The sequence below is a fragment of the Shewanella alkalitolerans genome, from assembly GCF_019457575.1.
GTDB lineage: Bacteria > Pseudomonadota > Gammaproteobacteria > Enterobacterales > Shewanellaceae > Shewanella > Shewanella loihica.
The window spans coordinates 3974131-3997463 of record NZ_CP080422.1 but is presented as its reverse complement, the minus strand read 5'-3'; the positions used below and the strand labels follow the sequence as shown (position 1 = coordinate 3997463).

Genomic DNA, 23333 nt, shown 5'->3' with positions numbered 1-23333 from the left:
AACGCCTCCTGTTATACTTGCCGCCTGATTTTTTGGAGGCAAGAATGGACGTATCTTCTTTACTCGACGGCTTAAACGACAAACAGCGCGAGGCCGTCGGCGCACCACAATCTAGCATGCTGGTGTTGGCGGGCGCGGGCAGTGGTAAGACCCGGGTACTGACCCACCGCATCGCCTGGCTGATGCAGGTAGAGCAGCAGAGTCCCTATTCTATTCTGGCGGTGACCTTTACCAACAAGGCCGCGGCCGAGATGCGTGAGCGAGTGGAGAAGGTGAGCGGCAGCAACATGGGCCGCATGTGGATCGGTACCTTCCATGGCCTGGCCCACCGTCTGCTGCGCACCCATTATCAAGACGCTAACTTGCCCCAGAGTTTCCAGATCCTCGACTCGGACGACCAGCTCAGGCTGATCAAGCGGATCCTCAAGAGCCTTAATCTGGACGAGAAGCAGTATCCGCCCCGCCAGGCCCAGGGCTATATCAATGGCAAGAAAGATCAGGGGCTGAGGCCTAAGCATATCGATGCCGGTGGTTTCCCCATTGAGCAGAATCTGCTGAAGATCTATCAGGTGTATCAGGAGTCATGCGATCGCGCTGGCCTGGTGGACTTTGCCGAGATCTTGCTAAGGGCCCACGAGCTGTGGCTCAACAAGCCCCATATTCTGGAGCACTATCAGGAGCGCTTTAAGAACATCCTAGTGGACGAGTTTCAGGATACCAACGCCATCCAGTATGCCTGGATCCGCGTGCTGGCCGGCAGTACGGCCAACGTGATGATCGTCGGCGACGACGATCAGTCTATCTATGGTTGGCGAGGCGCCCAGGTGGAGAACCTACACCGCTTCCTGCAGGACTTCCCCGCGGCCCAGACCATACGTCTGGAGCAGAACTATCGCTCCAGCGGCAACATACTTAACGCCTCCAACGAGCTGATCGCCAACAACCCGGATCGACTGGGCAAGAAGCTGTGGACAGAAGACAAGGATGGCGAGAAGATTGGCCTCTATTGCGCGTTCAACGAGATGGATGAGGCCCGCTTCATCGTGGGTCGCATCACGGACTGGCAGGATATGGGCGGTAACCTCAGCGATTGTGCCATCCTCTATCGCTCCAACGCCCAATCGCGGGTGTTGGAAGAGGCCTTGCTGCACAAGGGGATGGCCTATCGCATCTATGGCGGTCTGCGCTTCTTCGAGCGTCAGGAGATCAAGGATGCCATGGGCTATCTGCGCCTGATCAGCAACAAGAACGACGATGCCGCCTTCGAGCGTATCATCAACACGCCGACCCGAGGCATAGGCGACCGTACCCTGGAGATCCTGCGTAGCACGGCGCGCCAGCAGGAGCTGACACTGTGGCAGACCTGTCTGCGCCTACTCGATGAGAAGGTGCTCTCCGGCCGCGCCGCCAATGCGGTACGTGGCTTCATGGATCTTATCGTTACTCTGCAGCAGGAGACTGCGGAGCAGTCGCTGCATCGCATGACAGATCATGTTATCCAGGCCTCCGGCCTCAAGGCCATGTATGAGGCGGAGAAGGGCGAGAAGGCCCGTGCCAGGGTGGAAAACTTAGAGGAGCTGGTCACTGCGGCGCGCACCTTCGTGATGCCGGAAGATCTCGAAGAAATGGGTGAGCTGAACGCCTTCCTCTCCCACGCCGCACTCGAGGCGGGCGAGGGCCAGGCCGATGCCTTCACCGATGCGGTGCAGTTGATGACGCTGCACTCGGCCAAGGGGCTTGAGTTCCCCATGGTATTCATGGCGGGCGTCGAGGAGGGGATCTTCCCCAGCCAGATGGCGATGGATGAGGGCGATAGGCTGGATGAGGAGCGCCGTCTCTGTTACGTGGGCATGACTCGCGCCATGAAGCAGCTCTATATCACCTACGCCGAGTCGCGCCGCATCTATGGCCGGGAAAACTATGCCCGTCCGTCACGTTTCATCAAGGAGATTCCTGGCGACTACGTGCAGGAGATCCGCATGCGAACCAGCGTGTCGGCGCCGGCGAGCAGCAACAGATTCAGTCAGGCCGAGTCCGCCTTTAACGATTCAGGCTTCAATATCGGCCAGCGGGTGAATCATCCCAAGTTTGGCGAAGGCAAGGTGACTAACTTCGAGGGCAGCGGCGCCCAGGCCAGAGTCCAGGTGGATTTTCTCGACGTGGGCAGCAAGTGGCTGGTGGTGGCCTATGCCCGTCTCGAGACCCTGTAAACCCGGGGTGATAAAGCGCTTGAAACTCTTAGGGTGTCAGTCATAATGCCAGAGTATTTTGATGAGCTTGCCCACATAAATCGAAAGGCCAAAGCAGTCGTTAGGAGAGCCTAGAAAATGAGCTTAAGGGATAAATTGGACGCCTATTTGCGTCTGGCGCGGATGGATAGACCCATAGGTACCTTCCTGCTGCTGTGGCCATGTTTGATGGCATTGGTGCTGGCGGCCGGCGGCATGCCGGATCTTAAGGTGCTGATCATCTTCGTAATTGGTGTGGTGGTGATGCGCGCCTGTGGCTGTATCATCAACGACTATGCCGATCGTAAGTTGGACTCCCATGTGGAGCGCACCAAGAGCCGCCCCTTGGCCAGTGGTGAGGTGACGGTCAAAGAGGCGCTTATCCTGTTCGTGGTGATGGGCCTGCTGGCCTTCGCCCTGGTGCTGATGCTCAACCCGCTGGTGGTGCAGCTCTCCTTCGTCGGCATCATATTGACCATCATCTACCCCTTCACCAAACGTTTCACCAACATGCCGCAGATGTTCCTCGGCGTGGTGTGGAGCTGGTCGATCCCTATGGCCTATGCGGCGCAGCTAGGCACAGTGCCGGTAGAAGCCTGGTGGCTGTTTGCCGCCAACTGGTGCTGGACGGTGGCCTACGACACTATGTATGCCATGGTGGACAGAGACGATGACCTCAAGGTGGGCATCAAGTCGACGGCGATCCTCTTTGGCCGCTTCGATCGGCAGATCATCGGCCTGTTTCAGCTGGCTGCCCTCGGCTGTTTCATCATGGCGGGGCTCAGCGCCGATCGCGGCCTGGTTTTCGCCCTGGGGATCCTCACCTTCATCGGCTTCGGCCTCTACCAGCAGAAGTTGATCTTCGACCGCGAGCGCGCCCCCTGCCTGCAGGCCTTCTTAAATAATAACTGGGCCGGCATGGTGCTCTTCGTGGCTCTGGGCGCCGATTACCTCATCTAACGTCTTTAGGATGAAAAACAAAGCCATGGCACTGCTTATAGTAGCGGAGTCATGGCTTTTTTAATGCCTGTCTCGCCAAGTTAGCCCGTTCACCAAACTGACATCATCTCCCTATAGCATCTTGTCTGACGAGCCAAGAAGGCTATCGCCTTCTACACTTACTTAACGCAATAGCTCAGGCTACAGGAAAGCTCAATGGGCGCAGCGTTGAGGTGAGGCAAGGGATGATGTCATATTCGAATCTGGTGTTTGAGGTGGGTGAGTGGCAGCTCTATGAGCTGGTCTTGCTGGGTATCGGCCTGGGGATCTTGCTGCTGAGTCTGCTGATTGGCCATTGGTGGCCACTGGGACTCTGGCGCTGGGCCCTGGTGCTGATCGTCAGTGGCGGCCTAGTAACGCTTTGCGCGCAGAGCCGTCTTCAGGTGAGTCAGCTCAGCGACCTGCTGGTAAGAGGCGCCAAGCTTGAGGTGGTAGAGGGCAACTTTCACTACGGCGACTATCAGTTTTCTAACGTGGCCAAGCATGGCATAGATTACCGCGAGATCAGCCTGGATGAGCGAGCCATCAAGCTGTATCACTCAGGTTATCTTCCCAGCGCCCGCTGTTACCGCGCCCTGTATACTCAGAATCAGTTTCATCCCGACGCCCACCTGCGGCTCTCCATCTACTGGAGCGAGTATCACTACACCTATCGCAGCAATCGCTATACCCTCAAGGCGCCCTGTATCGTCAAGGTGGAGCAGCTGTTCGACGATGAGGGCTTGGCGCTGGCCGCCAGCCGTTAACTGTCATCCTAAAATTCACGCGCAGAAACAAAAAAGCCAGCGACTCGCGTCACTGGCTTTTTTAAAGAGATAGCCTTACTTGTTATCGGCTTCTTTGAGCCACTGGGCGGCACGCTTGGCGAAGTAGGTCAGGATGCCATCGGCACCGGCGCGCTTGAAGCAGAGCAGTGACTCCATCACGATCGCCTTCTCGGCCAGCCAGCCATTCTCGATGGCTGCCATGTGCATGGCATACTCACCGCTCACCTGATAGGCGAAGGTAGGTACGGCAAGCTCTGTCTTGACGCGGTTAACGATATCCAGGTACGGCATGCCAGGCTTCACCATCACCATGTCGGCGCCTTCCTGAATGTCCAGCGCGACCTCGTGCAGCGCTTCGTCGCTGTTGGCCGGATCCATCTGGTAGCTGTGCTTGTTACCGCCCTTGAGGTTGCCGGCAGAGCCGACCGCATCGCGGAAGGGACCATAGTAGTTAGAGGAGTACTTGGCCGAATACGCCATGATCTGGGTATTCACGTGACCCGCTGCTTCCAGCGCCTGACGGATGGCACCGATACGGCCATCCATCATGTCCGATGGCGCTACGATATCGGCACCAGCCTCGGCGTGAGACAGGGCCTGCTTCACCAAGATCTCTGTGGTGATGTCGTTCAGGATATAGCCGTCTTCGTCAATGATGCCGTCTTGACCATGGGTGGTGAAGGGATCCAGCGCCACGTCTGTCATCACCCCAAGTTGTGGGAAGGCTTCTTTCAGGGCGCGTACCGCGCGCTGCGCCAGTGCGTCAGCATTGTAGGCCTCTTCGGCCATCAGGGTCTTCTTCTCGGCAGGGGTCACAGGGAACAGGGCCACCAGAGGGATCCCAAGCTTAACGAGTTCTTCCGCTTCCTTGAGCAATAGATCGATTGAGTAGCGCTCGATGCCTGGCATTGAAGCGACCTGCTCAGTACGGTTATTACCTTCGAGCACGAACATAGGGTAGATCAAGTCGTTCACCGACAGCTGGTTTTCGGCCATCAGACGGCGACTAAAATCGTGTTTACGCATGCGGCGCATTCTGCGCTGAGGGAAAGCACTGGTAATGATGTTCACATTCGACTCCTAATTTAGGGTTGTTTGCTTTATTGGGCTACACACTTCACAGCTCATCCGTGGATGGGGCATAGCCACTAAGTCGGTTACTTTATTCTTCGAGTTCGGGCGAATAGACGCATACGCGATTTCGGCCCTCATGCTTGGCACGATAGAGTGCCTTGTCTGCCTGGTCGACCAGCAGCTGAGTGTGCTGATCATCGACGATCACTTCGGCGCAGATCCCGATACTGATGGTGAGCGGAATAGCCTGCTCTCCCCATGCCAGTGGCAACTCACAGACGGTGCTGCGCATCAGCTCCGCCACCTGTAGTGCCCCGTCACAGGAGGTATTAGGCAGTATCATAGCAAACTCTTCACCACCGAAACGTGATACCAGATCACTTGGGCGTCTTAATTTTTCCTTTAACGCCTGGGCTATGGTCTTGAGCGCCTGATCCCCGGCCAGGTGGCCATAGGTGTCGTTAATCGCCTTGAAGCGGTCGATATCTATCATGAGGATCGCCAGCGGCGTCTGTTGACGACGACTCAGGCGGCCTTCGGCCTGCAGGCGTTTCTCGAAGGCGGCGCGGTTTTTCACGCCTGTGAGACTATCGACCGTGTTTTGTTCGGTAAGTTTCTGGTTGGCCTCATTTAATTCTCGAAGTGCGATCTCGAGCTCTAACGTGCGCTCCTGCACCATCTGCTCCAGACGCTCGTTGCTGTCGGCCTCGACCTGCAGCGCCTCCTCCCGTGCCTGACGGATCCGCTGAGCCTGCAGCAAGGCTTCCTGCTGGATCTTGAGCTTGGCTTTACGCTCGTCGTTGTAGCGGATCGCCAATACCGCCGCCATGAAGACGATTTCGAAGCTCAGGCCGACCATGATAGGTGTCTGATGCATGATGGGCAGGTAGATGACCCCCAGATACATCATGGCGGTAACGAAGGAGCCTATGAGCATTCCCGACCAGGCCAGGGTGTAGAGCCTGGCGAGCTTGTGGCCTCGCAGGCTCAGCAGCAGGGCGATCAGCATCAACATGCTGGTGGTGATCAGCACGGCGACTATGTTGACCTTGAGGGCCACAGAGTAGCTTAAAAATGGCGTGACTAAGGTGAGAAACAGCCCGGTAGCTGCGCTGTATCGACAGAGCCTCAACATCTTGAGGTTGTGGTACTTGAGCTGCAGCACCTTCTCGGAAAACATCAACACGAAGGTGAGGGCGATCGGGATCAGTATGGGGATCATCACCGCCTGCAGCACGGGCCAGTTGGGCCAGAGATAACGAAACGACAGCCCATGCAGGCTGGCCACCAAGAGGGTCACCGACAAGACATAGCCAGAGTAGTAGCTGTAACTGTAGGAGCGCGAGGTGAGTGCGATAAACAGGCTAAACAGGCCAATCGCCATCAGGGCGCCCAGCTGGAATCCCTGATAGAGGGACTGAGTCTCAGTGGCCTTGACGATATGGTCCGGTGACAGCAGGGAGATGGGCAGGTTGGCGCTGCCCTCGGTATCGACCCGAATATAGAAGGTGTGTACCACCTCGGGCGCCAGTTCGAAACGATAGAGGAAATCGTTGTTGATGATGGGCCGTTGGCTGAACGGATAGCTGTCGCCCATCTCCAGGTATACCGCCGGCTTACCTGTCTGTAGGTGGTACAGGCTGACCTTATTCAGGTGCGGGTTACCTAGCTTGAGATAGCGCCGCATCTGGGAATTTGTGGCGTTGTAGAGGCTTATCTTGACCCAGAAAGGCTCTACCCCCAGGTGCTGGTTAAATTCCGGGGTCAGTCGTTGCCAGTGGCTGGAGCTTAACTTACTGACCTGCTCCAGGCTGGTCAGCGAATCGTCCTGCACATAATAGAGCCAGGAGGCGAGCTCCATAGATTGGTTTTTATTGACCGCCAGCAGCGACTCCCCCTGGCTAAAGCCGGGGAAGCTCAGGGTGATCAATAGTAACAACAGCTTAAAGGGGCTCATAGTCCGCTTCTAGGCCGAAGAAGGCGCAGCTGTTGTGATAGGCCTGACGGGCAAAGGCATCCTCAGTTTCGCCCCTGAACTGTGCGATGACCCGGCTGATGTAGGGCAGGTATTGCGGCTTGTTCTTGCTCGACTTTGGCTTGGGTCGCATGCTGCGGGGCAGCAGATAGGGACTGTCAGTCTCTATCATGATGCGCTCGGCGGGAATGTCGACCACCAACTCGGCCAATTCCTGACCGCGGCGCTCGTCGCACACCCAGCCGGTGATCCCAAGGTGCAGATCCAGCTCGATATAGCGCTCCAGGCTGGCGCGATTGCCGGTAAAGCAGTGCAGCAGGGCGCCCTTAAGCTGCGGGCGAAAGTTCTGCAGTATGGCGGCAAAGTCTTCATGGGCATCGCGCTCATGCATCAGCACAGGCATCTCTAACTCGACGGCCAGGGCCAGCTGGGCCTCGAAGGCCTCGCGCTGTTTCGGCCGGGGCGAGAAGTCGCGGTTATAGTCCAGGCCACACTCGCCGATGGCCACAACGCCTGGCTGCCTAGCCAGCTGTATGAGTCGTTCACGGCTAGCGCCGTCCCACTCGCTGGCATGGTGCGGGTGTACCCCTGCGGTTGTGTAGAGGGCGTTTGGGTAACGGGCGGCGCAGTCGATCGCCTGCTGGCTCTCATCTAGGCTAGAGCCAATAACAATGAGCGGCGAAACCCCCTGGGCCGCCGCATCACTGATTAGCGTGTCACATTCTTGTTCTAACGGGCTGCCAACCAGGTTGACAGCTATGTCTATGTAGCTGGGCATTAGTCGATGCGCTTGACCCTGATGGTTGCGTTGGCATCTTCCTTACCCAACAGGAAAGAGCCTAGGGCACCCTTCTCTATGTAGACCTTGTCGCCGGCTTTGAGTCGAAAGCGACGAGAATCATTCTGTTTCCATACTTGGCCGTTGTCAAAGGTGATGGTCAGTGCACCGTGTGCGTTTTTCTGCACCGATGCCACCGTCAGGTTCACCTTATCCAGTTCGACTTTTTCCACCTTCTGCACCTTACCGAAACTGGCTTCCGATGCGGCCGGCGTGCTGGCTACGACGGCAGCGGCCTGTGGTGCTGGCTTAGGTTGTGCTGCAGGAGCTGGTTTAGAGACGGGCGCCACATGGCTGTTGGCCTGAGACTTATAGCCTACCTTGGCTGCCAAGTTGTCGTAACAGATCAGTCGGTCGAGCTTGTCCTGGTGAGCCGCACATTGGCTGAGTTGCTGCTCGATACCGGCAGAGGCGTTGAGTGAGAAGAGAAGAGTAGAGAGTGCTATCCAGCTGGTCGGTGCCGCAAAACTTAAGCGCATATAGAGTTCCTTTTTATTATGGAGGGCTCGCGGCGAGACAGGCTGATGATGGGGTAATAAATAACGACAAGCTATCCGTTGCCGGATAGCTTGCAGCAAGGTTCAGTTTTATTACTCAGCGTTGTCTTGCTCGGAGAGCTCGTCTTCGTCAGAGTCCTTTTTACTGTAGAAACGCGCGGCAATCAATCCCCCCTCAAACAATATCAGCATAGGCACGGCCAACATGGTTTGCGAGATGATATCTGGCGGCGTTAACAGCATGCCGACCACGAAGGCGCCGACAATAATATAGGGACGTTTCGCTCTGAGATCTTCAACCGTAGTAACCCCCGCCCAACAGAGCAAGATCACCGCGATCGGGATCTCGAACGCCAGACCGAAGGCGAAGAACAGCTTAAGCACGAAGCTCAGGTAGCTGCTGATATCGGTCGCCACCTGCACCCCTTCGGGGGCCACGCTGGTGAAGAAGCCGAACACCACGGGAAATACTATGTAGTAGGTGAAGGCGATACCCAGGTAGAAGAGTATGGTACTACTGGCCAGCAGCGGCACCATCAGACGCTTCTCATGCTTGTAGAGGCCTGGCGCGATAAAGGACCAGATCTGGTACAAGACATAGGGAATGGCGATAAAAAACGCCAGGATCAGCGTTAGTTTAAAGGGAGCAAAGAAGGGCGCGGCCACATCGGTCGCAATCATACTACTGGACTCGGGTAGCGCCTGCATAAGCGGCGTGGCCATGTAGTGATAGATATCGTTTGCCCAGTAGACTAAGCAGATAAAGACCAGGAGGACACTGCCAATGGCTTTGAGCAACTTGTTGCGTAACTCAAGCAAGTGGCTGATTAACGGCTGCTGTTGCGACATGAACTACCCGTCAGATTTTTCGGTTGAATTGCTGGCCTTGGCTGTCGTGGTCTCTGCAGGTTTCGCCTCGCTGCTGGCGGGTTCGCTGCCAGTGGCAATATCTTCTACCTTATAGGGACGATTAACAGATTGGGCTGCTTCTTTTAATTGATCGATTGAATCCTGTAACTCGGGGGAGAGGTTCTTTAACCCCTGGCTTTCTGCCTTCTTAAGATCTGCGTGCAGCTGCTCAATTTTAAGCTCTTGCTCCAGCTCGTCTTTTACCGAGTTAGCCATGCGCTTCATGGCACGAATCCAGCCTGTAATTGAGCGCACTGCGACCGGTAGTCTTTCGGGGCCGAGTACGACCAGCCCCAAAACACCAATCAACAGCAGCTCCATAAAGCCGATACCGTCGAACATAAGGAATTACGCCTGTTCTTTATCCTTGGACTCAGTCTTTTTCTCTTCAGTCTGAGCTGTTTTTTCTGCGCTGGTGTCTTCGATAGCCTTCTTCTCATCTTCAGAAGACATAGCATTCTTGAAGCCTTTAACAGCACCGCCGAGGTCACCACCTAGAGAGCGCAATTTCTTAGTTCCGAAAAGCAAAACAACGATTAAAGCAATGATAAGAAGTTGCCAAATACTGATGCCACCCATGTAACTTTCCTCTTGATGTAATACTGGTCCTATTATGACCCTTTGGTTATTTAGTGCTAGCTAAAATTTGCGATTCTTTGGTCTAGATCGCCATCCGAGTAACCACAAGGTTGCGCCGATGCCGATACAAGCATAAGAGGCCCATAGTGTAGCGTTTTGGGAAAACAAAATACTGCCACAGATCACTAAAACTGCTGATGTGATTAAAAGGTAGTTGCTTTTATGGGCTTTTTGTTGCTGCTTCAGGTAGCGATCCAGCAGCTGATTCTGACTGTTGACGAAGTTTTTACCCATCTTCAGGTTGTCATAGACAAGTTCAGGCAGCTCCGGCAGCTTATCTGTCCAATAAGGGAACTGCTTCTTGATCTTCTTCGCCATGCCCAGGGGACCCATCTGCTCCGCCATCCAGCTTTCCAGGAAAGGCTTGGCCGTCTGCCAGAGATCCAGCTGAGGATAGAGCTGACGTCCCAGGCCTTCGATATAGAGCAGGGTCTTCTCCAGCAGCACCAATTGTGGCTGCACCACCATGTCGAAACGGCGCGCGGTGCGAAATAGCTCAAGCAGCACGTGGCCGAAGGAGATCTCATCCAGCGGCTTGTTAAACATGGGCTCGCACACCACCTTGATTGCCTGCTCGAAGGCGACTAGATCTGTGTCGGCCGCCACCCAGCCCGACTCGATATAGAGCTGGGCGATACGGGTATAGTCGCGGTTGAAGAAGGCGAGGAAGTTCTCAGCTAGGTAGCGCTTATCCTGCTCGGTGAGGGTGCCCATGATGCCGCAGTCCAGCCCTATGTAGAAAGGATCCTGCGGATGCTCGGTACTGACAAAGATGTTGCCGGGATGCATGTCGGCATGGAAGAAGTTGTCGCGAAATACTTGGGTGAAGAAGAGCTCGACGCCGCGCTCCGCCAGCAGCTTAAGGTTAGTGCCCTGGGCTTCCAGTGCCGCCCTGTCGGATACGGGCACGCCATAGATGCGCTCCATGACGATCAGGCGGGTAAAGCAAAATTCTTCATACATCTTAGGGATGTAGAGGGCGCCCGAGTCGATGAAGTTGTTTCTCAGCTTGATGGCGTTGAGGGCCTCGAGCTTGAGGTTGAGTTCGCCTTCGATTGTGGTGCGATAATCCTCTACCACCTCGGCGGGGCGCAGGCGGTTGCCGTGGCCAAGCAGGGTTTCCAGCACCTGGGCACTCTGGGTCATCAGCAGCAGGTCGGCGTGGACCTTCTCTTCCACATTAGGTCTGAGTACCTTGAGCACCACCTCTTCGCCGTTAGACTTGAGGGTGGCGGTATGTACCTGGGAGATAGACGCCGAGGCCAGTGGCGTGTCGTCGAAGTTATCGAAATAGGTCTCTATGGGGGCGCCGAGTTCGGCCTCTATCTGGGCGCGGGCGATGGCGGAATCGAAGGGGGGCACCCTGTCCTGCAACATGGCCAGCTCTTCGGCCCACTCGTCGCTGAGCAGATCCCGGCGGGTCGACAGCATCTGACCAAACTTGATGTAGACGGGGCCCAGCTCCTGCATCGCCAGCTTGAGACGTTCGCCGCCCACCTTGTCTTTATGTTGGTTGGTTAACCAGAAGAAGCTCCAGCGTAGCAGCCTGAAATACCAGGGTTTGAGCTTAGCGGGGATAAGATCATCCAGACCATATTGAAGCACCGTCTTTACGACTTGGTATGCGCGCCGCATGCTTTTGATTGTCATCTGTTGCTGTTTGCCTTGTTTATGAGTCGCTCAATCCGTTGGCTCAAGGCGTTGGTATCTGCCTCAAGTTGCTCGATTCTATCACTAAAATGAACAAGTTCTATCTTGTGTGGGCTCAGGCGATATTCTTCTGTGGCCAGCTGGCCCATATGATCCCAGCTCTTGCTCAGTACCTGACTCAGCTGTTGTTTTAGCTGCTTGGCGCCCTCGGTGAGCAGGTGAGTCGGCGCATCGCCTATGTAACGTGACAGGGGCTCGGCGAAGTCGAACTCCACCTGTTGCATGAAGTGGCTAAAGCTCTGTAGCAGGTTGAGATCCCCTTCCAGGGTCAGCTTGTCTTGCTTGATCAGCTCGGTAAGGTTGGCGCCCTCGGTGAGCTTATAGAGGGTGGTCAGATCGGCATACACCTTGGTAGTCACCTCGCCATCATACTGACTAAAGACTTGAATCTCTTTGGCAAACAACAGGTAGATGGGCCAGCCCAGTTGGCTGAGTTCGAGGCAGAGTACTCGCCCCTGCAGGTTGTGGAGTTTGGCGTAGGCGCCGGGAGACTGCTGAGTCACTTTTTTGAGTGCGGTTTCGAGGGCCGCACAGATCAGCAATGCAATTTCACGTTTCATGCGTTACCTAAGACCTGAGAATCTGTGGCTGCTGGGCTCATCATCAACTGATGACGGCGCAAAGGTGACGCTATTCTACACTAAACTGGCGACAAAAGGGTTAGGTAAAAATGTCATTTATTCAGTGAGATTGCGGCGAGGCGGCCAAAGTAGGCGACAACAAAAAGGCGACAACAAAAAGGCCCCAACTGTGCGGGGCCTCTTTCGATATAAGAATTGGTATTGGAACCAATATTAGAACTTGTAACCCTTGTGCAGGGCGACGATACCGTCTGTCATATTGGTGTATTCCACCTGCTCGAATCCGGCATCTATCATCATTCCTTTAAGGGTTTCCTGATCCGGATGCATGCGGATAGATTCGGCCAGATACTCATAGCTGCCGGCATCCTGAGTGATGATATCGCCCATCTTAGGCAGTACCTTGAAGCTGTAGAGATCGTAGACCTTACGCATTAGGTCGTGCTGTGGCTTAGAAAACTCGAGGATCAGCAGCTTACCGCCTGGCTTAAGCACGCGCAGCATAGAGCGGATCGCCGCATCCTTGTCGGTCACGTTACGCAGACCGAAGGCGATGGTGATGATATCGAAGTGGTTGTCAGGGAAAGGCAGCGCCTCGGCGTTTGCCTGCACATAGTTGACGTTACCCACAACGCCACGGTTACGCAGCTTCTCGCGGCCCACTTTCAACATGGAATCGTTGATGTCAGCCAGGGTCACCTGACCTGTGTTGCCCACTATATGGGAAAACTTGGCGGTTAGGTCGCCAGTGCCACCGGCGAGATCCAGTACCTTCATGCCCGGACGCGCACCCGCACTCTCGATGGTAAAACGCTTCCACAGACGGTGAATACCAAAGGACATGACATCGTTCATGATGTCGTATTTGGCGGCGACCGAGTGAAAGACGTCGGCCACTAGGTCTGCTTTCTTCTCAGCATCGACCGTCTTATATCCAAAGTGGGTACTGTTTGAGCTGCCCTCTGACATTGCTGGCTTCCTGTTTATTGCTGCTGTTAACCGCGAGTGTAAGTGATTGACTCAGTTTGCTGAATCATTGGTCTATCACTCTGTGATCGATGTAAATAATCCGTGCACAATTAATTGAAAAATGCGTGATAGCGCAGAGTTTCAACCAGAGATTCAAAAACGAGGAGCGCATTACAGCACAATATTAGCAATATGCCAAATGCGCAGAGTGACTTACCCCAGGGGGTGTTGTGCCAGTCGTCCCTGGATATAGGCGTAGATCAACTCGCCGATGCTCTGGCCCGTCTCCCGGCGACCGGCCTCGACACCCGCCACGTGACAGCTTGGCGCCGCCTCCGCCAGATGCAGGTAAGCGGCCGGCGTCTTGCTGGCCACCTGATTCACGTAATAGAGGGCGTCGAGCAGGGGGATCCCCGCCGCCGTCGAGGCGCTGCTGGGCATGTTAGTGATGGCGTCGAGATCCAGCTCCAGCGCCACCGGCAGATCGCTGGCGTTGAGGTCTTCGACTATCGTCTTGAGCGCCTGCTCCAGGCTTGTCTCGCGTCTGACCCAGATGGCCTGGAGCGTGTGCCACTTGCCGCCGAAAGCCGTTAGCTGCTCCAGGGTCTGCTGACTGTTTTTTAGCTCGTGCAGCCCCAGCACATGATAGTGTCCCAGTGCGCCGCTGGCGGCGGCATAGCTAAAACCATTGCCGCTGTGGCGGCCCTCTCGCGGGCGAAAATCTGAGTGGGGATCCAGGTTGACCGCTGCTACCATTTTACCTGTTGCCTGCTTGGTGGCCATCAAGAGGCCATAGGCGTTGTTATGCCCGCCGCCGATCACAATCGGCTCCAGGCCGGCCGCCATGATCTCGCCGATTACCTGTATCACCCGCTCATCTAGCTTGTCGACATTCTCCCTCAGGGCCTGCGCGCTGCTGCCTTCTGGCAGTTGTAGATCGTCTGTGGCGATCTGCCCCAGCACCAGGCAGTGGCCGCCGTCGAGAAACTGGTTCGATTGGAAGTTGCAAAACTGCGCCATGGCGGCCTCGAAACCATCGACGGCGCCGCCGCGTCCCAGGTTGGCCCTGGGGCCGATATCTTCGCCTATTCCAAGGATGACGAAGCGCACGCCGTCGGCCTTGGCCTTTGTCAGCTGCTCGCTGAGCGGCACCTTGCCCTCATAACAATGAATTGTCTGGCCAATCTTGGTTTCGCCCTCGCGCTTGGCGACAAAGCCCTGACAACGCTCGGCGGTAAATGGAATTAGGGTTTGCATTATGGGTTCTGTTTTTTGTTGTTGATGCAAAGGTGGGGTAATTTTAATGGATAAAATTTAGAAAAGTTTGATTTTTTTGTGGGCTGCACAAATTTCAGTTTTTTGGATTAGATTTTGGGGGATTCAGCTTGAACAACTGGTGATGGGATTCGAATGTTAGCCCGTAGCGGCATAGGTGTTGGATGGATGTTTGAGGGTCGTACCTTCATGGCAATCTATCACCTGCGGTGGGTGCAGTATAAGGATATACCAATGTCGTGATCACATGGATGTGAAAGAACGACCTTATGTGCAAACACTATTTTGGCACGGTGAGTGAAGCGTAGCTTCGTGCTTACGAACGAGAGGCATGGATGCCGAACTGGCCTTTAAACAGGGAGGTTGTTCGAGCACATCCATGTGGGCTCTGCGAAATCATCCCTGATTTCGAAGGCCAAAATCGTGTTTACACTGGGTATCTAACGCCTCTTCGATTGGATGGTGTTGGGAACGTCTGGTGGCTTAAAATGCTGGCTTAGTTTTGTCTCAAAATGAGTTACCAAATTATCGGTGGAGTTGTAACTAACGGACTTTCTGGCTTAGAAATTTTTATCGCTCCCCCCTCATGATGTAATTCACTACTTCCCAACCAAAAATACTGGATAAGTACACAGTCATATTCAAATTACAAGGATTTTGAACGATTTTTATCCTGCACATGTGCGCGTTTTTCCAGATGGTATATTTAGCAAAATGCTGATAAGTTCATTTTATACAGATAGTTAACCGTGAGCGTTTTTACTGGTCCAACGAGATAAACGCGCATGCGCACTAATAAAATGTTAGGGGATTAGCGTGATCCGAGAAGAAATCGTCATTGATCTAGGAAGAATTGGTCGAACTAATGACCATGGCCAGTCGGATGAGATTTTCATAAAAGAAATAGAATTGTGGGGAAAGATTAACGAATGGCTTAATTCTAAAAGCTATACACATGACGGTGTATCAGCTGAAATATACACTGATTGGTCACCAGTTATTGAAGAACTAAAAAAACAGCAGACAAGAGAAAGGGAGTTTAACAAGCTTCTTGAAGAAAATGGAGAAGCAGCATGGGAAATATATAGATTCGACATCAAAGAGCCAAAAGTAAAATTCTTAGTCAGCATCCAAGGTAAGAACGAAGTATCTGAATACAAGTGGTACCCTCGGTTTTTTGTTGAGAAATACTTATACGATATATTCTTGATTGCAAACCTCTCGCTGCCAGGGTCATGTGAATTTCTCAATGTAAGGTTTATATCTGAAAGAGAAAAAGAGAGTGAACGGTATCTTCTTTCCTCATATAACTTTGAAGAGGCGCTATACAACCAATTAGATGGAGTTCGCCCATCGCCAATTTGTTTGCCGGTCAGCTCTGTAATAGATTGGTATGATAACTTAGATACTGGTATTAAACAGAAAGCCGAATCACCAATTGAAAAAGCTATCTTTTCATTATTGCATCTTTGTAAATCAGACGTAGATGAGACATCAGTGGTATGGCTTTTTCATGCTTTAGAAGCAATTTATGGTACTAGAGTTGGGGAAGGTTTCAGCAACTTGATTAATAGGCTTTCCATTCTTCTTCAGCTAGATTCTAAAGAAAAAGCCAAAACGAAGAAGAAATTGAGGTCAATGTATGACTATCGAAGCTCCATTGTTCATGGAGGGTATCAGGTGCATCACCCACTAAGAAATGAAGTTATAGATAAAAGGCTAAATGAAGATTGGTTGCGTACTTATGAGCTATTTCAAGATGGATTTAATTTGGTTGTACTTTCAATCCAGATAATGATCCAAAATGGCTGGTATGGCATAGAGGTTAAAGAAAGCTTAATTGGCGTGAATGCCCCTAACAAGCAAAGTAAGTCGGACGTATAAATGCGCCGTTTCGTTGGGCGTTAAATGGCAAACATGAATATCGACGCTATTAAAAAAGTTCTGAAGTCTTGGATAAATGAAGGCTTCCTCGAAGGTGAGCTCTCAGTAGAGCCAGAGTGGTATGTCTTGTGGCACCCGGATGAACTGGAAGAGTTCAATCGTGATTATCAGCTCGCTGAATATGTGCCTGGCTTCCTAACCTTCGGTTGCAATGGTGGCGGTGAACTTCTGGTTGTGAATGAATTAGACGAGGTGTTTTACATGCCGTGTATAGGCATGGCACTAGATACAGCAATTAAAATTGCAAACAGCCTTCAAGAATTCAAAGACTATATGCAACAATGAGCAAAGCATTTAACAAAGCCATTAAATACGCTCCTGACGTCGCGCGGTTTATGGCGGCGTTACTGACCAGATATTCTAATGCGTTTCTGTCCAAAAACGATTTAGCTTTTAATGGGGTTTGGATATCCAGTAAGCTCAAATCGAAGAGATGGATAACTCGGGTGTAGGTGCGGCTGAGGCCTTCCGAGGCAGGACGCCGAGGTAGAGTCTACAGGGATGTACTTGTGGCGTGCCTCAGCAGTACCTGCACATAAGCTCACCGCAGGTGATAAGTACACCATGAAGTTATGGTTTAAAGGACCCTTTTAAACTTCAACTAGGGTTGATGCTTAAATAGCTATTGCCATGCACCACCCGCAACAGACAATACCTATTACGGTGAGAGAAGGGTGGCCATCGATAGGCCACAAAAAAGGACGACTCTTGGTCGTCCTTTTTGCTTTCAGGCTAGGGCTAACTTATCTAGCCTAAACAGCTTAGCCAAAATCATCATGCCATTTCGGGCATCAGCTTAATCGATATCTAGAGGCTCGGGTGACAGGATGATGCCTGTGTTGTCGGCGTAGATATGGTCGGCAGGCAGGAAGGTGACGCCGCCGAAGTTAACCGGGATCTCCAGTTCGCCCACGCCATGGCCGTCTGCGCCCACAGGGATAGAGGCCAGGGCCTGGATGCCTATGTCCAGATCTTCCAGTGCGTCGACGTCGCGCACCGAACCATAAACGATAATGCCTTCCCAGTTATTTGCCACGGCGATCTCGGCGATGTTGGCGTCGACCAATGCACGACGCAGGGAGCCGCCGCCGTCGACCAGCAATACCTTGCCTTCGCCATCTTGTTGCAGAACCTCAGCGATTAATCCATTGTCTTCGAAGCATTTAATGGTGCTAATTGAACCGCCGAAAGAGCTACAACCACCGTAATTACTGAACATGGGTTCAACAACATCGACCACATCAATGTAAGTGTCACAAAGTTCTGAGGTGTTGTATTCCATAAGTCATACTCCTGTAGAGAGGCATTTTACTGGGATAAATCAGCAATATATTGTTACCAGCCAGTATATAAGGGATTCTTAAAAAGAAAAGCGTTATAACTCACGCTATTGGCGATAATAGCGGCGTTTGGCTAACTTGTTGTAATCTTTCTTACATTGCTTTCTTATTGTGCAAAAAACATGACCGAGGTCATTAAATAACGTATTTTAATTACAAGCTGGGGCTAAATTTGTTAGCATGTAGGCAGTAACGATTAACTTAACTTTAACTTGCTTTAGGGGCACGGATCCCCCAGTTAGCTTATGGATGGCAGAGGGCCTTAAGAAGGTGCCTTATGGAAGCTTCAAACACAATTGAACTAATTGGCTATTCCGCCTCAGTAATGGTGGCTATCTCTTTGATGATGAAAGATATAGTTTGGCTAAGATGTCTTAACTTTACCGGTTGTGCACTGTTTGTGATCTACGGGATCTACATCTCGGCCTGGCCGGTTGCCGGCATGAATGCCTTTGTTGCCTGTATCAACGTCTATCACCTAGTGAAGCTGTTCCGTGCCAAGACTCAGGTGGGTAAAACCGCCGAGGCCTAGTGTCTGCCGAGCTTTGCTGTCATAAATATTTAGGCTAGATGTCACCTAGGCGTCATAGCGAGTTTTTAGGCTCCTGATCATATCATCATGATCCGGAGCCTTTTATGTTTCAGACCTTAGCTAAGTTCGATCGTCAGGCCTTTGCCGCGATCAACGCCTATGGCGTGGCTTACCGTCTAAACCCTAAGGCCAGAGTCATCTCTGCCACGGGCGACGGACCATATTATCTCTATCTGTGTGTGCTCCTGCTGCTGCTCGATGAGCGCGGCGAGACACTGTTCAACGCGGCGCTCACCGCCTTCATCATAGAGTTGCCCCTCTATCTGGTGCTGAAGAACAGCATTCGGCGCACGCGCCCCTGCCATCAGTCGCTGCCCGGCGGTGATAGCCTGATGCTGACCTTCGAGCCGTCAGACAAGTTCAGCCTGCCATCGGGCCATACGGCCGCGGCATTCGTGATGGCCAGTGCCATCGCCTGGTGTTATCCCACTTTCGCCTGGCTCGCCTTCGCTTGGGCCACGGCTATCGGTGTTTCGCGTATCATCTTGGGCGTGCATTACCCGCTGGATATTCTGGCTGGTGCCCTTCTGGGCGTGACGAGTTGCTACCTGGCATTACCTCTCGTCGGTCAATAAATCACTAGCAGGAGTCAGCACAAACATGCGTATTCTTTACGGTGTGCAAGGCACAGGGAATGGCCATCTCAGTCGTGCCAGAGTCATGGCAAAAGCCTTTAAAAATCAGCAGGTCGATGTCGATTTCTTCTTCTCGGGACGTGACAGTCAGCGCTACTTCGACATGCAGTGTTTCGGCGAGTATCGTACCCAGGCCGGATTAACCTTCGCGACCCAAAATGGCTGCGTCAGCATTGCCAAGACGGCGCTGCAGAACTCGGTGAGCGCCCTGGTGAGGGACGTGCGCGGCCTGGATCTCAGCGGTTACGATTTGGTGCTTAACGACTTCGAGCCCGTCTCTGCCTGGGCGGCGCGCATTCAGGGGGTGCCCTCTATCGGGGTGAGCCATCAGGCGGCGCTGCAATATGATGTGCCTAAGGTGGGCAACGGTTGGTTTAATCAGATGTTGCTCAACTACTTTGCCCCGGTCGATAGGGCGCTGGGCTGCCACTGGCACCATTTCGGCTTCCCCCTGTTGCCACCCTTCGTGGAGGTGAGCGAGGCGGTGGCCTATAACTCCCACGATATTTTGGTCTATCTGCCGTTCGAGTCGCCTGAGGATATCCATCAGCTCCTCAAGGACTTTAGCGAGTATCGCTTCTACGTCTTTCACGGCTCCGGCGCGCCTGCGGCGTGCGCCGACAATGTGATCTGGTCTGGCTTTAACCGTGAGGGCTTCAAGGCCAGGTTGGCCCAGTGCGGTGGGGTGATCGCCAGTGCCGGTTTCGAGCTGGCGAGTGAGGCGCTGACCCTGGGCAAGAAGCTGCTGGTCAAACCGCTACACGGTCAGTTCGAGCAACTGTCAAATGTGGCGGCGCTTGAGCTGCTCGGTGCGGCCGAGAGCATGAAGTGGCTCGACCCCGCAGCGGTTAAGCGTTGGCTACGGGCCTCCAAGCCCGAGCCTATCGACTATCCTCAGGTGGGCGACGCCCTGGTGACCTGGATCAAGCAGGGTAACTGGCATCAGGGCGAACAGCTGTGTCAGGAGCTGTGGCAGCAGGTGGAATTGCCCGAGTCCTGGCGCAAGAAAAGCCCCTAATGTGTGATTTTTTAGGGAGTTAATTCACTTTCAGCGTGGGGCATGCGGATCTCTGACTATACTCATTGGGTCGGATACTCATGGGAAAAGGACACCGCATGCTGGGCCTCACCTTAGCCAAACCCAAGCGGCTTACCATACGCGTTACCGTGGTGGGCACCTTTATCATCGCCACCCTGTTCACCGCCGTGGTGGCCATCGGCCTGCAGTATTATTTTAGCCAGCGTCTGGCAACCGAGGCCAGCCTCAAGCTTTACAACCAGAGCGCCGACAGCACAGGCAGTTACTTGAATCAGCTCGACAGTCAGGCGATCAACACCACTAAGCTGGTGGCTAACTTCGAGGGCCTGTACACCCCCATGGGGCTGAGCCAAGAGGCCAAGCAGGTATTTAGCCAGGCGATGCGCTCGGCCAGGTTCATCTACGCCATCTATCTTGGCAGCTCAGATGGGGATCTGTTCGAGCTGGTGAATCTCGATGCCCATCCCATAGTGCGGCGGCAGCTCAAGGCCTCCCTGGAAGATCGCTGGGTGATCATCAGCATTCAGGGCAGGGGGCAGGGGCGTATCCGCGCCTTTCATTACTTAGATGCCGACTTTAATCAGCGCGCCAGCCGAATGGAGCCCACGGATTACGACGCCAGCATCCGGCCCTGGTTTATCGACGCTCGCCAGGACAAGGTGTTTAAGACAGAGCCCTACCTGTTTCAGAACCTGCAGGCGCCGGGGATCACCTATTCGATCCGCCTGCCGGGTAGCGACGCCGTGCTGGCGGTGGATGTGGCCCTGTCGAGCCTGGATGACTATCTGGCGCAGCTGGGAAGGGGAGATACTCAAGATGGGCGCGAGGTCTATGTCTACCGCGCCAGCGGCGCCCTGGTAGCCTCAAACCGTCAGCAGGCGACTCAAGGGGAGATTCCCATGGCTAAGCCGCTGGCCCTGACCCCAGAGGAGCAGACGCTGGTGGCCAATACCCCGGCGCTTATCGCCTCTAACGAGACCGACTGGCCGCCCATCGATTTTGCCGTGGCCGGCCGCCCCATGGGTTACAGCATAGATGTGCTGAATCTGGTGGCCGAGATGACGGGGCTGACCATCAACTACAACAATGGATTTACCTGGCCGGAATTTGTCGACAAGTTCAAGGCGCGGGAGATCAACCTGCTGCACTCTGTGCTCAATAGCGAGGCCAATCAATCGCTTGGGGTTTTTAGTCAGCCCTTTCTGAGCATGCCCTTTGCCGCCGTGACCGGCCCTGGGCAAGCGCCGATAAAGCATGTGGCCGAGCTGGCGGGCAGGCGGGTGGCCATCCCCAAAGGCTGGTCGATCATCCCCATCATCAGACAGTATTTTCCCCAGATAGAGGTGGTCGAGGTGTCATCGACCCGGGGCATACTGCAGGCGGTGAAAGAGGGGCGGGTGTTTGCGGCCATCGATAACAGCATAGTGCTGCACTACACGGCGCAGCAGTACTTCATCGACGACCTGCAGTTTCACGAGGATCTGGATTACGCCCCCATCGACATTCACGCCGGGTTGAGCATAGTGATGCATCCGGAAAACGCCGATCTTATTGCGCTTATCGACAGGGCGATCGCCGAGATCTCCCCTGAGCAGGTGCGGGCGCTACGTAACAAGTGGTTTGCCGAGGGGCAGCAGGTGGCCCCAGCCAATGTGCAGGGCACTGTGCCCTACAAGGCGCTGATCGATATCGCCGCCGATCCCAGTCGGCAGAAGCAGCTTATCGCCATCTCGCTCAATGGCGAGCCCAGTTTTGTCTATGTCTCGCCGCTCGGCAGTCACGCCGCCGAGCAGGAGTTTTTTGCCATTCTGGTGCCTCAGGAGATGCTGCTGGCGTCCAGCCTGGATAAGGTGAAGAAGTCGATTGCCATCACAGGCCTCTGCCTGCTGCTGGCGCTGCCGTTTTCCTGGGTGTTTGCCTCCCCCATCATCTCGCCGATAAAACTGCTGGCGCTGGAGAACCTCAAGGTGAAGTTCCGCCGCTATGACGAGGTGACCAAGGTGGACTCCTATATCAAGGAGATTGATGAGCTGGCGATCTCCCTGGTGGATATGTCAGAGTCGATTCGTCAGCACGAGCAGGACCACAAGGCGCTGATGGACGCCTTCATCAAGTTGATCGCCCAGGCGATCGATGACAAATCGCCCTACACCGCAGGGCACTGTAACCGGGTGCCCGAGCTGGGCTTGATGCTGGCCGAGTACGCGGCCAAATCGGATCTGCCTGCCTTCAAGGCGTTTCGCTTCCATAACGCTGACGAACACAGGGAGTTTCGTATCGCGGCCTGGCTCCACGATTGTGGCAAGATCACCACGCCAGAGCATATCGTGGACAAGGGCAGCAAGCTGGAGCTGATCTATAACCGCATCCACGAGGTGCGCATGCGCTTCGAGGTGCTGTGGCGCGACGCTGAGATCCACTGTCTCGAGCAGTGCCGGGCAGATCCAGAACATGAGGCCAAACATAGAGCGGAGCTTGAGCGGCGCCGCGAGCAGCTGACGGAGGATTTTGCCTTTGTTGCCGGGGCCAACGTGGGCGGCGAGTTTATGGAGCAGGCCGATATCGACAGGTTAAAGGCGCTGTCGCAAATCACTTGGCAGCGCCACTTCGATGATCGCCTCGGCCTGTCGCCGGTGGAGGAGCTCAATCATCCTGAATTTTCCGCCGAGGTCAGCCTGCCGGTGACCGAGCAGCTGTTGGCCGATAAGCCCCAGCATGTGATCGCCCGTCACCGCCCCGAGCTGTTCGATCCTAAGTTTGGCATCAAGATGACGGTACCCGAGGCGCTCTATAATCAGGGCGAGATCTATAACCTCAGCATCTCCCGCGGCACCCTGACCGACGAGGACAGATTCAAGATCAATCAGCACATTACCAGCACCATCAAGATGCTGGAAAACCTGCCCTTCCCGCCAGAGCTGGCCCGTGTGCCCCGTTATGCCTCCACCCATCACGAGACGCTGAAGGGAACCGGCTACCCGAGAAAGCTTACCGGCGAGGATCTGTCGATCCCCGAGCGCATCCTGGTGTTGGCGGATATCTTCGAGGCGCTCACCGCCGCCGACAGGCCCTACAAGAAGGCCAAGCCGCTGAGCGTCGCCATCGATATCCTGCATAAGATGGTGCTGGACAGCCATGTGGATGGCGAGGTGTTTAAGCTGTTTCTCTCTAGCGGCATCTATCTGGAGTATGCCGAGCGTTACCTGGCGCCGGAGCAGATAGACGAGGTAGATATCGACAAGTATCTGGCGGCTTAGGTTGTTGGCATTAGCGTCGTGAATGAAGCCTGGCAGGCACTCATCTTTCAGGCAGAAAGGTAGCT

At 54.1% G+C, this 23333-nt stretch carries 21 protein-coding genes; 9 read left to right on the top strand and 12 right to left on the bottom strand.

From position 1 onward, the window contains the following. The first annotated feature begins 44 nt into the window (after positions 1-44). From uvrD to K0J45_RS17325, 3 genes are all read left to right on the top strand, one after another. Positions 45-2210, top strand: coding sequence for a DNA helicase II (gene uvrD, locus K0J45_RS17335; protein ID WP_220043462.1), 2166 nt, complete (start codon positions 45-47; stop codon positions 2208-2210). Between the two features lie 117 nt (positions 2211-2327). Further along, complete coding sequence (ubiA, locus tag K0J45_RS17330; RefSeq protein ID WP_220043461.1) at positions 2328-3188, top strand: 4-hydroxybenzoate octaprenyltransferase; 861 nt, start codon at positions 2328-2330, stop codon at positions 3186-3188. A 224-nt stretch (positions 3189-3412) separates the two neighbouring features. Continuing rightward, positions 3413-3973, top strand: coding sequence for a hypothetical protein (locus K0J45_RS17325; protein WP_220043460.1), 561 nt, complete (start codon positions 3413-3415; stop codon positions 3971-3973). 75 nt (positions 3974-4048) lie between these two features. Here K0J45_RS17325 and hemB read toward each other — a convergent pair whose 3' ends face one another. From hemB to K0J45_RS17270, 11 genes are all read right to left on the bottom strand, one after another. Further along, positions 4049-5065: a porphobilinogen synthase gene (gene hemB / locus K0J45_RS17320; RefSeq protein WP_011867178.1), complete on the bottom strand. Its 1017-nt coding sequence runs from the start codon at positions 5063-5065 to the stop codon at positions 4049-4051. Between the two features lie 91 nt (positions 5066-5156). Next, positions 5157-7025 (bottom strand): sensor domain-containing diguanylate cyclase, encoded by a 1869-nt coding sequence (locus tag K0J45_RS17315; protein WP_220043459.1) that lies wholly within the window; start codon positions 7023-7025, stop codon positions 5157-5159. Beyond that, the gene (locus K0J45_RS17310) at positions 7012-7821 is read right to left on the bottom strand and encodes a TatD family hydrolase (protein ID WP_220043458.1); all 810 of its coding nucleotides are present in this window, start codon (positions 7819-7821) and stop codon (positions 7012-7014) included. The genes K0J45_RS17315 and K0J45_RS17310 overlap by 14 nt, the downstream gene beginning before the upstream one ends. Beyond that, positions 7821-8360, bottom strand: a complete 540-nt coding sequence (locus K0J45_RS17305; RefSeq protein WP_220043457.1) for a hypothetical protein — start codon at positions 8358-8360, stop codon at positions 7821-7823. Before K0J45_RS17305 ends, K0J45_RS17310 begins: the two co-directional genes overlap by 1 nt. A 111-nt stretch (positions 8361-8471) precedes the next feature. Continuing rightward, a complete protein-coding gene (tatC, locus tag K0J45_RS17300) occupies positions 8472-9227 on the bottom strand; it encodes a twin-arginine translocase subunit TatC (protein WP_011867174.1) in 756 nt (251 codons plus the stop codon). Positions 9228-9230: 3 nt separating this feature from the next. Next, the gene (gene tatB / locus K0J45_RS17295; protein ID WP_011867173.1) at positions 9231-9629 is read right to left on the bottom strand and encodes a Sec-independent protein translocase protein TatB; all 399 of its coding nucleotides are present in this window, start codon (positions 9627-9629) and stop codon (positions 9231-9233) included. Between the two features lie 6 nt (positions 9630-9635). Further along, complete coding sequence (gene tatA / locus K0J45_RS17290; protein ID WP_011867172.1) at positions 9636-9866, bottom strand: Sec-independent protein translocase subunit TatA; 231 nt, start codon at positions 9864-9866, stop codon at positions 9636-9638. Between the two features lie 60 nt (positions 9867-9926). Continuing rightward, on the bottom strand, positions 9927-11576 hold the full coding sequence (gene ubiB / locus K0J45_RS17285) for a ubiquinone biosynthesis regulatory protein kinase UbiB (protein ID WP_220043456.1): 1650 nt from the start codon (positions 11574-11576) through the stop codon (positions 9927-9929). Further along, a complete protein-coding gene (locus K0J45_RS17280) occupies positions 11573-12196 on the bottom strand; it encodes a ubiquinone biosynthesis accessory factor UbiJ (RefSeq protein WP_220043455.1) in 624 nt (207 codons plus the stop codon). Before K0J45_RS17280 ends, ubiB begins: the two co-directional genes overlap by 4 nt. Positions 12197-12430: 234 nt before the next feature. Further along, the gene (ubiE, locus tag K0J45_RS17275; protein ID WP_220043454.1) at positions 12431-13186 is read right to left on the bottom strand and encodes a bifunctional demethylmenaquinone methyltransferase/2-methoxy-6-polyprenyl-1,4-benzoquinol methylase UbiE; all 756 of its coding nucleotides are present in this window, start codon (positions 13184-13186) and stop codon (positions 12431-12433) included. A 213-nt stretch (positions 13187-13399) separates the two neighbouring features. Next, on the bottom strand, positions 13400-14443 hold the full coding sequence (locus tag K0J45_RS17270) for a formimidoylglutamase (protein ID WP_220043453.1): 1044 nt from the start codon (positions 14441-14443) through the stop codon (positions 13400-13402). A gap of 834 nt (positions 14444-15277) precedes the next feature. Between K0J45_RS17270 and K0J45_RS17265 the strand changes: the two genes are divergently transcribed. Further along, a complete protein-coding gene (locus K0J45_RS17265) occupies positions 15278-16345 on the top strand; it encodes a HEPN domain-containing protein (protein ID WP_220043452.1) in 1068 nt (355 codons plus the stop codon). A gap of 24 nt (positions 16346-16369) precedes the next feature. After that, positions 16370-16690, top strand: coding sequence for a hypothetical protein (locus K0J45_RS17260; protein WP_220043451.1), 321 nt, complete (start codon positions 16370-16372; stop codon positions 16688-16690). Between the two features lie 511 nt (positions 16691-17201). Here K0J45_RS17260 and rraA read toward each other — a convergent pair. Continuing rightward, positions 17202-17687 carry a ribonuclease E activity regulator RraA gene (rraA, locus tag K0J45_RS17255; RefSeq protein WP_011867166.1) on the bottom strand — a complete coding sequence of 162 codons (486 nt, stop codon included), beginning with the start codon at positions 17685-17687 and terminating at the stop codon, positions 17202-17204. A gap of 335 nt (positions 17688-18022) precedes the next feature. Here rraA and K0J45_RS17250 point away from each other — a divergent pair, with 335 nt between their 5' ends. The 4 genes from K0J45_RS17250 (at position 18023) to K0J45_RS17235 (ending at position 23268) form a co-directional block, all read left to right on the top strand. Then, entirely contained in the window at positions 18023-18277 is a 255-nt protein-coding gene (locus tag K0J45_RS17250; protein WP_011867165.1) for a YgjV family protein, read from the top strand. 104 nt (positions 18278-18381) lie between these two features. Then, on the top strand, positions 18382-18912 hold the full coding sequence (locus tag K0J45_RS17245; RefSeq protein ID WP_011867164.1) for a phosphatase PAP2 family protein: 531 nt from the start codon (positions 18382-18384) through the stop codon (positions 18910-18912). 25 nt (positions 18913-18937) lie between these two features. Beyond that, on the top strand, positions 18938-19990 hold the full coding sequence (locus K0J45_RS17240; RefSeq protein WP_220043450.1) for an MJ1255/VC2487 family glycosyltransferase: 1053 nt from the start codon (positions 18938-18940) through the stop codon (positions 19988-19990). Between the two features lie 80 nt (positions 19991-20070). Continuing rightward, a complete protein-coding gene (locus K0J45_RS17235) occupies positions 20071-23268 on the top strand; it encodes an HD domain-containing phosphohydrolase (protein WP_220043449.1) in 3198 nt (1065 codons plus the stop codon). The last annotated feature ends 65 nt before the right edge of the window (positions 23269-23333 follow it).

What these genes read in the sequence shown, in the direction of transcription:
- uvrD (WP_220043462.1), top strand. Translation starts at nt 45, where the DNA reads ATGGACGTATCTTCTTTACTCGACGGCTTAAACGACAAACAGCGCGAG.
- ubiA (WP_220043461.1), top strand. Translation starts at nt 2,328, where the DNA reads ATGAGCTTAAGGGATAAATTGGACGCCTATTTGCGTCTGGCGCGGATG.
- K0J45_RS17325 (WP_220043460.1), top strand. Translation starts at nt 3,413, where the DNA reads ATGATGTCATATTCGAATCTGGTGTTTGAGGTGGGTGAGTGGCAGCTC.
- K0J45_RS17315 (WP_220043459.1), bottom strand. Translation starts at nt 7,025, where the DNA reads ATGAGCCCCTTTAAGCTGTTGTTACTATTGATCACCCTGAGCTTCCCC.
- K0J45_RS17310 (WP_220043458.1), bottom strand. Translation starts at nt 7,821, where the DNA reads ATGCCCAGCTACATAGACATAGCTGTCAACCTGGTTGGCAGCCCGTTA.
- K0J45_RS17305 (WP_220043457.1), bottom strand. Translation starts at nt 8,360, where the DNA reads ATGCGCTTAAGTTTTGCGGCACCGACCAGCTGGATAGCACTCTCTACT.
- tatC (WP_011867174.1), bottom strand. Translation starts at nt 9,227, where the DNA reads ATGTCGCAACAGCAGCCGTTAATCAGCCACTTGCTTGAGTTACGCAAC.
- tatB (WP_011867173.1), bottom strand. Translation starts at nt 9,629, where the DNA reads ATGTTCGACGGTATCGGCTTTATGGAGCTGCTGTTGATTGGTGTTTTG.
- tatA (WP_011867172.1), bottom strand. Translation starts at nt 9,866, where the DNA reads ATGGGTGGCATCAGTATTTGGCAACTTCTTATCATTGCTTTAATCGTT.
- ubiB (WP_220043456.1), bottom strand. Translation starts at nt 11,576, where the DNA reads ATGACAATCAAAAGCATGCGGCGCGCATACCAAGTCGTAAAGACGGTG.
- K0J45_RS17280 (WP_220043455.1), bottom strand. Translation starts at nt 12,196, where the DNA reads ATGAAACGTGAAATTGCATTGCTGATCTGTGCGGCCCTCGAAACCGCA.
- ubiE (WP_220043454.1), bottom strand. Translation starts at nt 13,186, where the DNA reads ATGTCAGAGGGCAGCTCAAACAGTACCCACTTTGGATATAAGACGGTC.
- K0J45_RS17270 (WP_220043453.1), bottom strand. Translation starts at nt 14,443, where the DNA reads ATGCAAACCCTAATTCCATTTACCGCCGAGCGTTGTCAGGGCTTTGTC.
- K0J45_RS17260 (WP_220043451.1), top strand. Translation starts at nt 16,370, where the DNA reads ATGGCAAACATGAATATCGACGCTATTAAAAAAGTTCTGAAGTCTTGG.
- rraA (WP_011867166.1), bottom strand. Translation starts at nt 17,687, where the DNA reads ATGGAATACAACACCTCAGAACTTTGTGACACTTACATTGATGTGGTC.
- K0J45_RS17250 (WP_011867165.1), top strand. Translation starts at nt 18,023, where the DNA reads ATGGAAGCTTCAAACACAATTGAACTAATTGGCTATTCCGCCTCAGTA.
- K0J45_RS17245 (WP_011867164.1), top strand. Translation starts at nt 18,382, where the DNA reads ATGTTTCAGACCTTAGCTAAGTTCGATCGTCAGGCCTTTGCCGCGATC.
- K0J45_RS17240 (WP_220043450.1), top strand. Translation starts at nt 18,938, where the DNA reads ATGCGTATTCTTTACGGTGTGCAAGGCACAGGGAATGGCCATCTCAGT.
- K0J45_RS17235 (WP_220043449.1), top strand. Translation starts at nt 20,071, where the DNA reads ATGGGAAAAGGACACCGCATGCTGGGCCTCACCTTAGCCAAACCCAAG.